Below are 7,960 nucleotides of genomic sequence, written 5' to 3' on the forward strand. Positions count from 1 at the left end.
CATTTCCTAACAGCTAAGGGCTAACAGCCTTCCCAAAGGGCGATAATTTAAAAATTGAATGTGGCAGGGAGCGGATAAGTAAATATCCGCTCCCGGTGATCAATTCATACATCAAAAGCGGGGGGCTGCAATCATGACGCGGTCTCGTACTTGTACTGACCTGAATTGATGAAATTATTTGCAGCCAATTGAATCTCTTTCCAATCTTTCTCGGCGGTTTCAAGGCCCGTATTCTGCAGGAAGGGCGGCAGGTCAGCCACCTTTTTCGGTTCAACAAGATCGGAAATCGTCTTCATATCAGTAGCACACAAACCGAACCCCTCGGCCATTTCCACCACGGCCTGCAAAAATGCCTTGGCTGCGTCATCGACGTTTTGCGAAGAATTAATTAAAGTCGTCAGGTCAGTTACCAGTGCGGCTTTTTTCAGCTCATCAGCCTTCAATTTTTTGATCTCATCGTTATCCTTGTCAATTTCTTTCTGTATCCGGATACACTCTTCGATTTCAAAACCAAGCAGAATCGCCGAACCGAATATGAACAGCGGGGGCAAGCCCGAGGCAACAACACATCCTACTGAGCCTCCGATCGACCACCCATACAGTTTGGACTTGAGACTGGCCACTTTCAGTGTCAATTCGTTGATCCTGGACAGCTCGGAGTCCACTATATTCTGGGCATCGGTCAATATGGTATTCTCTTGCGTAGTGAAGTATGTATGGAAAGCGTCACTGGCAGGTTTGAAGGTGTTTTCCACGTATGTTGACAGCAATCCGTTGTAGTCATTGCATTTCCCGTTTAAATCGATTGCATAGGAATACATGCCTGCACCTGGGTAGGTCAGCAGCTCTTTGATATCCTCGGCGCGCTTTTGAGGGTCGGTTTCCTTTTCCAAAGCCGGGATGGCCGAAGCCGCATAATTGGATACAGTCATGGCGGTGCTCTCTATCTTGGAGGCCAGCCAGACCCCATGTGCGAAAAGTGACTCCGGGGGAGTGTCGGTTCCGATATATTTCATGATGTCCTGGGATTCGGTCACCACGTTGCCGAATGCATCTGCCGCATCCTTTAGTCCCTTCAAGAGCTCGATCCCTTTTTCAACCAGGGCCTCATCCTCGAAGGTTCCGTACCGCTCTTCAAAATCCGACTGGAGAATCGGCAATTGCAGTGCATTGGCGATGAAATCCTGTAATGTGCCCCAAGCATTCACTTGCAATGCAAATACTTTTTCGGGTGGCTTTGGCAATTCAGGGGGTAAATCGGTGTTCTCATTTTTGATTAAAACATTTTTGGGATTAACACTAGGGTCTGCCATGGTCCGTCCTTTCTTTTTGTGGGTTTGCCCGGGTGAGCCGGGTAAGCAATCATATCAGGCATCGGATAAACTGCCCGAAATTGTCAAAATGATGTTTTTTACATCATTTGAGCGCAATTGATGAAGGCATTGGCGGTGGTTTGAATCTCTGCCCAGGCATCCTTTGCCGTATCCAGTCCGGTGTTTGCCATGAATACGGCCAGATCTTTCATTTTTTCAGGTGTAATGGCATTTGAAATCGCCAGCACATCAGCGGCGCATTTTGAAAACCCTTCCGCCATATCAATGGCGGCTTTCAACAATGTATGGGTTGAATTATGCACGATAGCGGATTGGCCAAGCATGCCGCCGACTTGGGCTACGAGGGCGGATTTTTTCTGCTCATCTGCTCCCAGTTTTTTGATCACGGCATTGTCGTCTCCGATCTCCTTCAGCAATTTGGTCCGTTCGGCAATATCGACGTCAAAGGCAGGGGCCGATACCGGGAAAAGCGGCGGAAGGGCCGATAAATTGAGTTGCCCTTTTGAACCGCCGATGCACCAGTCGTAAGTACTCATTACCAGCTTAACATTATTCATGCCCATCCGTTGAATTCTGCTGGGGCCACTCAATGCGCTTACACTTTCTTCGGCGACTGACAGAACCGTAACAGGAGCGAAGTATTCCCCGAAGGCATGTCCGGCAGGTTTCAACTTATCGGAAAAATATAAACTGAGGGCCTTGTTAAGTCCCTCGGAATAGTTCTTCAGTGCCGCCAAGTAGGAATAAACCCCCGCCCCTTCGTAGGTAAGCAATTGTTTGAGGTTTTCAGCTCGTTTGGCCGGGTCTTTTTCTTGGCTTATGGCCGGCAGACCGGATCCCATGAAATTGGAAATGTTCATGGCGATACTCTCGATTTTGGAAGCCGTCCAAATGATATATGCAAACGGATCGTTCGGCGGGTTCTCTGTGCCGATGGTTTTCATGATATCCCGGGAGTCAGATCCGAACTGCCCGGCTGCCTCTTGCAGATTTTTGAACAGCACCGTCGCTTTATCCACCAGTGCCTTGTCCTGGAAATCTCCGTATTGCTCCGAGAAAGTTGTAATCCCAAGATGTTGCACCTGGGCCACAAAAAATTGAATCTTCCCCAATTCACTTATTTGCAAGGCGAACACCTTTTCCGGGGCGTTAGGGATCTTTTGGCTTCCGATCGACGTGATCGGATTATTGATCACAACGTTTGAGGGGTTGACTGAAGCATCGCTCATGACATTCCTCCTAATTTTTTATTCAAGTTAGTACCGCAAAAATGTATTTGTCCGATCAAGACGCGTCTATTGAAATGTAAACCATAAGGCGTCTTTTGGCAGTTCCAGACTTGTGATCTTCCTGTTTCCCGAAAAAATATCGGCACGTCGGCTGTCTTTAAAAAATACCCGGTCTCCAGAGGCGAAAAGCGACGCCAGGTGAGCGTAAAAAATCCAATCAAACAAGGTTGCACCATTGTTCCTGTTAAAATTGCAGGGGCAACGTACTGATTTATAAGCAATTCCCTTGCCGGGCAATTTCTCTCCGTGAAAAAGGATCTGGCGTTTGTCATCTATATATAATCTGGGCATACCGAGATATTGCAGTGCATTCATTCTGCCGGGGTGCCCCAATTGATTGAGGTGCCGGTCTATTTTACCCGCGAATTCAAGACTTTCTGAACAATCATAACGACACGGTGTCCAGCCGATGTAATGAAAAAGTTCCAGTGACAGATTGTTCAAAAGACGGTTCGGTGTTTTTGTCCGCTGCAGACTATTTTGAATATATGGCTGATTTCGGGTTGAATTGATCTTTGAAAACGCCTCTGAACAACATTTTGGGTAACCTAAGGTGATACCCAATTTGATTGTGTCTCCGGGGGGTGTCGGACCATCGCTGCTTATCATTCCTCTCTCCAGTTCACATGCGGAAGCGAGTAGATTGTGATCGCGTCCCGCGTAAACTATATATTGCTTAGTAAGATCCAAGCGGTGCCCCCCCATTCCGGTCTTGTTAAATCCAACATGTCCGTTGTAACAATTTTCTTGCACGGGAACCGGTAATATCAAGTACTTCCACCTCTCGGCCTCACAGACTGATTTGAATCCGCCGATGGCATTTTGGGAGACGATTTCCCTGATCATGGGCTTGATCCCCATTCTCAAGGAGAGTCGTTCCCCCTCATTGGCCCCCATATTGATTGCAAAAGTTTTTTGTAAAAAATTCTTATAATGTTTCCGAACCATAGGCCGCCTTGGATCGACCTGTTTGATATTAACACGCTCCCCGGTGATGCCTTCATATTCATCAATAGCGTCTTGAATTCGGAGAGGAAAATAACTCGATTTTTTGTGGAAAGCCATTAGGGCCTAGTTATATGTTGTTGAAACTCAGATTAAGAAGTATGCATAAATGACCAATTCGACTCTGATAGTGTAAAAAGATGTATATTATACATTTTCGGAAATAAGATTTTCCATCTATATTCTGGTGATAACTGCCTGAAAATACATTTCCGTTTTTGCCAAATTCTTTATTTCCGAAAATGTCTATTATGCTCGCTATGTATTTCAGTGTTTAGTTGTATGGAATTCACCCTATTTTTTTGAAATAATTTTTTAGACTTCGTTTTCAGTTACATGAGATACTTACCAAAGTCAAGTGTAAAAATTAAGGCTCATGTTGCGTTTCAGGGTCGTATAATGGTAGAGGGTGAATTTTTTGATCCATTCACCATAGTAGCCCAACGGATGCAGGTAAACATAGAGACTCTGATTGATGATGCACAATGTTACGACACTGTTCGGGAATTGCGCTGGCCGGAAGAATGTCAATGTCCGCATTGTGATTCCAAACGAGTAATCAAAAGGGGATTCGATGAAAAAGAACCTGTCAAACAGCGTTATGAATGTAAAGATTGCGGCAAACGCTTCGATGATCTGACGGACACCATTTTTGCTGGACATCATCAACCCCTCAAAGTGATGATTCAGCGATGCGGCCTGGTGGCAATTCAGATGCTTGCCAATGTTCGCCAGGTAACCACTGAGCCCTTGATAAAGTCGGTCGTTTTGCCAGGGACGAGGATGGAGACGGGTTCCATGAAGTTCATGTAAATACGATGGAAGGCTTCTGGTCTCTGCTACGAGGTTGGTTGCGTCCACATCAAGGAATTTCACAGGAGAAGCTCCCTTTTCATCTTGTTTTTTTGAGTTCGTTCATGACGCTGGCAAGTGAGGAAAGGCCTTGCTCCATTCGCGTGTCGAGCTTTTGATCAAATAAGACCTTGAAACGCAACATGAGCCTTTCAGATAAAGGTTTGTCTATGGCTTGAAATTCATAATACTGGTATTCACTCATCTTTGTCCCTTATTAATGTTTGAAAATTTGCGGTTTGCCGTCCGGATTAATTTCAATGCCAATGGTGTCGCCGGTCTTAAACCCGATGCTCCGGATTCGCGCGCAAACCTCCGCATGTCGTTTCTGGTACCAGTATACGGACCACAGAGGATTCCGGACCGTATCAACGCCGTAGGCATCGTGGCTGTCAAGGTTTAAACGAACTTTATCTCTTGCAATCACGGTGTCAGCCTCGGCCATGAACCGATCGATAAAATAATGGTGGTCATACAGGGCCTTTGAAAGCTGCTTCTGAAGTTCGGGGGTGTCTTCAAGATAGTGATTGACGATCTGACGAAGATCACCAGGCACAAGGATAGAAAGGCCCAAGACCGCAAACCGCCAATACTGCAGGGCAAATGATTCCAGCGTTTGCTGGTAATCTGAAATCACACCCAGAATATCCTCAAAGACTGTGGGTTGATCTCCCCAGCCGTGAACCATTTTCTCACATTGGTTGATGACCTCCAGATAAAAGGACTGGTTGTCCATGACAAAGATTGGCCGCTCACGATAACTGTGCCGCTTTCGAATTCTCCGAATGCCGTCCAGAAGAATGACATGCTGCTCGCTTTCGATCATCTCCTTCAGGTCGAATTCCGAAATATCCTTGGCCTGGACAATATAAATATCATTATCATACGTGATGATATATTCAATTTCACAACTGAACCCTAAAAAATCCTGTATGCTCGTTGACAAGTCAATCAGTTTCCGGTCATGAGGGATTCGGGTAATGAACGGCTCGTTACTCAGCTTTTGCTGACGGTCACGACAATAACCGAACTCCCACTGGCGGCCAATCATTTTAGCCATGACACTTGATCCATCCATAAAAGGCATTACGATCACCCCCATCTGTTCCGGGTCAATCTCCGGCGCGCGATTGAATTTTTGCTGTCGCTGGATCGAAAGGCCTTTGGCGGTGCGGGATGCATTCACCATCCGTTTGCGCGCATACTTTATCCCGCTAATATCCGAGTAAGTCGTGATGGAATCAAAGGTGCCGCCTTTGAAATATTCCTCGTCAGGATGAGCGCTGCGAGCGATAACCTTGAAACCATCCCGATAATTTTTCAAAAAAGCTTCCAGTTCGGCAAAATCATTTGTTTTAAAATTTTCCGCCGGAACGTACAGAAAATCGGGCACGCTGAATCCGCCATCCTTTAAGCGCTTCAGCAGCAGGGCTTTTTCCGGCAATCGGGCTGACATTATTAATTTCTCCTTACCCGCAGCATTTTTTATACTTTTTCCCGCTTCCGCATGGGCAGGATTCATTGCGGGCAATTTTTGTTTCGACTTTCGTTTGCTTGGTCGGATTTAATAAAATTTTCAAATCAGTAATATTCTCCAGCTTACCCGACCCCAAATCAATTGAAAAGCCCATTTATGAAATAATAAATTATAGAGTTATATCAAAATATAGAACCCCAAAACGCGGCATGACCCAAAGTTTAAAGAATAATATTTAAAATGCGCCGCAAAGGCTCTGCTGCGCCCCAGAGCAACTGATCACCCACGGAAAATGCGGTGAGAAAATTTTCGCCGATATTCATTTTCCGGATTCTGCCCACGGGTATGTTCAGGGTACCTGTCACTGCGGCAGGTGTCAGCTCCCTGATGGAATCTTCTTTATTATTGGGTATTACCCGCACCCAGTCGTTATTGGCAGCCAGGGCAGCATTGATCTCGTCCAAGGGGACATCTTTTTTCAACTTAATGGTGAAGGCCTGGGAATGGCAGCGCATGGCTCCGATGCGGATGCACTGGCCGTCAATGGGGATGGGATTGTCCGAGCGTCCCAGAATTTTGTTGGTTTCCACAAACCCTTTCCACTCCTCCCGGGTCTGGCCGTTGTCCATGGCCCGGTCAATCCAGGGGATAAGGCTGGCACCCAGGGGAACGCCCCAGTTTTCAACAGGATAGGCATCGGACCGTAAGGTGTCGGTAACTGTTTGGTCAAGATCAAGAATCGCTGCGGCAGGATTATCCAGAATCGGGGCCGCCTTATCACCAATGGTTCTCATCTGGGCTACAAGCTCTCTCATGTTTTTGGCACCGGCACCGGAAGCTGCCTGGTAGGTCATGGAGGTCATCCACGCCACCCAGTCATTTTCAAAAAGCCCGCCTAAAGCCATCAGCATCAATGACACAGTGCAGTTGCCACCGATAAAATTCTTAATTCCCTTGGATATCGCCCCTTCAATGACCGGCAGGTTAACCGGATCCAGAACAATAATGCTTTGTTCATCCATTCTCAAGGTGGACGCCGCATCAATCCAATACCCGGCCCAGCCCCGTTTGGCCAGTTTGGGACGCACGGCTTCGGTGTAAGAGCCGCCTTGGCAGGTCACCAATACATCCATTTCCATGAGTGTGTCTATGTCAAAGGCGTCAATGAGGTCCGAAGTGCCCTGGCCCACGTCAGGGGCAGTTTGTCCGGCCTGGGACGTGGTGAAAAAAAACGGCGTAAATTTTTGAAAATCGTTCTGTGAAGACATTCTTTCCATGAGCACGGAACCCACCATTCCCCGCCAGCCAACTATTCCGACTTTTTTCATCTCCTTTATCCTTTCTGCTACAGGTATATAAATTAAAATTTGAATTTTATGGCATAGCTGCTTTTTTTAAAAAAAGCCAGGGGCAGTTCAAAAAAGCAGTGCTGACGCATGAATTTAAAAAATAGTAGGCTGAGGATATCTTGCCTCCTCCCTTGAGAAGGCTTCAACCGTCTTTAATATAATGACGCTCTCCATACTACTGACATTTTGGTCAGGGCTCTTACGGACAAAGGCCGTGCTTCTGGTTTGTATCTTGTGATGTTTGAGGAAAAAACACCTGTTGATATGCCGGAAGGGGAAAAGGCCGAGCATTCCGGAACAAAAAAAAGGATGCGGCGATACAGCGTTTTGAGCAGGAACTATATTCGACCCGGGAATACCTTCAATCAACAATTGAAAAACTGGAAACATCAAACGAAGAACTGCAGTCGGCCAACGAGGAGCTGAGTACAGTAAACGCAGAACTTCAAAACAAAGTGGATGAATATCTCAAGGCCAGTGATGACATGAATAACCTTCTGGCCGCGACTGAAATTGCAACCATATTTTTAGAGCTTGTTTGGTAATTGATGAATCGGCTGCAATCTCATGAAAATGGCCCCAATTCTCCCAAATTTTATGTCAATAGTCCGGCTATTAACAGAAAATTTGAAAAAATTGGTTCTCATTTTCATG

At 46.2% G+C, this 7,960-nt stretch carries 8 protein-coding genes; 1 reads left to right on the forward strand and 7 read right to left on the reverse strand.

All coding sequences use genetic code 11. The features are described 5' to 3' along the window. Positions 1–131: 131 nt before the first annotated feature. The 3 genes from AB7U36_RS00255 to AB7U36_RS00265 all read right to left on the reverse strand — a co-directional run bounded on the left by AB7U36_RS00255 (position 132) and on the right by AB7U36_RS00265 (position 3,688). Positions 132–1,313 (reverse strand): hypothetical protein, encoded by a 1,182-nt coding sequence (locus AB7U36_RS00255; RefSeq protein WP_428157793.1) that lies wholly within the window; start codon positions 1,311–1,313, stop codon positions 132–134. 98 nt (positions 1,314–1,411) lie between these two features. Next, positions 1,412–2,563: a hypothetical protein gene (locus tag AB7U36_RS00260; RefSeq protein WP_428157794.1), complete on the reverse strand. Its 1,152-nt coding sequence runs from the start codon at positions 2,561–2,563 to the stop codon at positions 1,412–1,414. Between the two features lie 66 nt (positions 2,564–2,629). Then, positions 2,630–3,688, reverse strand: a complete 1,059-nt coding sequence (locus AB7U36_RS00265) for a hypothetical protein (protein ID WP_428157795.1) — start codon at positions 3,686–3,688, stop codon at positions 2,630–2,632. A gap of 387 nt (positions 3,689–4,075) precedes the next feature. On the opposite strand from AB7U36_RS00265, the gene AB7U36_RS00270 reads away from it, so the two are divergent. Next, positions 4,076–4,441, forward strand: coding sequence for a transposase (locus AB7U36_RS00270; protein WP_428157801.1), 366 nt, complete (start codon positions 4,076–4,078; stop codon positions 4,439–4,441). Between the two features lie 79 nt (positions 4,442–4,520). Here AB7U36_RS00270 and AB7U36_RS00275 read toward each other — a convergent pair whose 3' ends face one another. From AB7U36_RS00275 to asd, 4 genes are all read right to left on the reverse strand, one after another. Further along, on the reverse strand, positions 4,521–4,685 hold the full coding sequence (locus AB7U36_RS00275; RefSeq protein ID WP_428157796.1) for a hypothetical protein: 165 nt from the start codon (positions 4,683–4,685) through the stop codon (positions 4,521–4,523). Between the two features lie 12 nt (positions 4,686–4,697). Continuing rightward, positions 4,698–5,936 (reverse strand): hypothetical protein, encoded by a 1,239-nt coding sequence (locus AB7U36_RS00280; protein ID WP_428157797.1) that lies wholly within the window; start codon positions 5,934–5,936, stop codon positions 4,698–4,700. Between the two features lie 13 nt (positions 5,937–5,949). Further along, positions 5,950–6,111, reverse strand: coding sequence for an SEC-C metal-binding domain-containing protein (locus tag AB7U36_RS00285; protein ID WP_428157798.1), 162 nt, complete (start codon positions 6,109–6,111; stop codon positions 5,950–5,952). Between the two features lie 67 nt (positions 6,112–6,178). After that, positions 6,179–7,285 carry an aspartate-semialdehyde dehydrogenase gene (gene asd, locus AB7U36_RS00290; protein WP_428157799.1) on the reverse strand — a complete coding sequence of 369 codons (1,107 nt, stop codon included), beginning with the start codon at positions 7,283–7,285 and terminating at the stop codon, positions 6,179–6,181. Positions 7,286–7,960: the final 675 nt, after the last annotated feature.

This window comes from Desulfobacter sp., assembly GCF_050177295.1.

Coding starts and splice junctions, on each gene's coding strand:
- AB7U36_RS00265 (WP_428157795.1), bottom strand. CDS start 3,688: ATGGCTTTCCACAAAAAATCGAGTTATTTTCCTCTCCGAATTCAAGAC.
- AB7U36_RS00260 (WP_428157794.1), bottom strand. CDS start 2,563: ATGAGCGATGCTTCAGTCAACCCCTCAAACGTTGTGATCAATAATCCG.
- AB7U36_RS00275 (WP_428157796.1), bottom strand. CDS start 4,685: ATGAGTGAATACCAGTATTATGAATTTCAAGCCATAGACAAACCTTTA.
- AB7U36_RS00270 (WP_428157801.1), top strand. CDS start 4,076: ATGCAGGTAAACATAGAGACTCTGATTGATGATGCACAATGTTACGAC.
- AB7U36_RS00285 (WP_428157798.1), bottom strand. CDS start 6,111: ATGGGCTTTTCAATTGATTTGGGGTCGGGTAAGCTGGAGAATATTACT.
- AB7U36_RS00280 (WP_428157797.1), bottom strand. CDS start 5,936: ATGTCAGCCCGATTGCCGGAAAAAGCCCTGCTGCTGAAGCGCTTAAAG.
- asd (WP_428157799.1), bottom strand. CDS start 7,285: ATGAAAAAAGTCGGAATAGTTGGCTGGCGGGGAATGGTGGGTTCCGTG.
- AB7U36_RS00255 (WP_428157793.1), bottom strand. CDS start 1,313: ATGGCAGACCCTAGTGTTAATCCCAAAAATGTTTTAATCAAAAATGAG.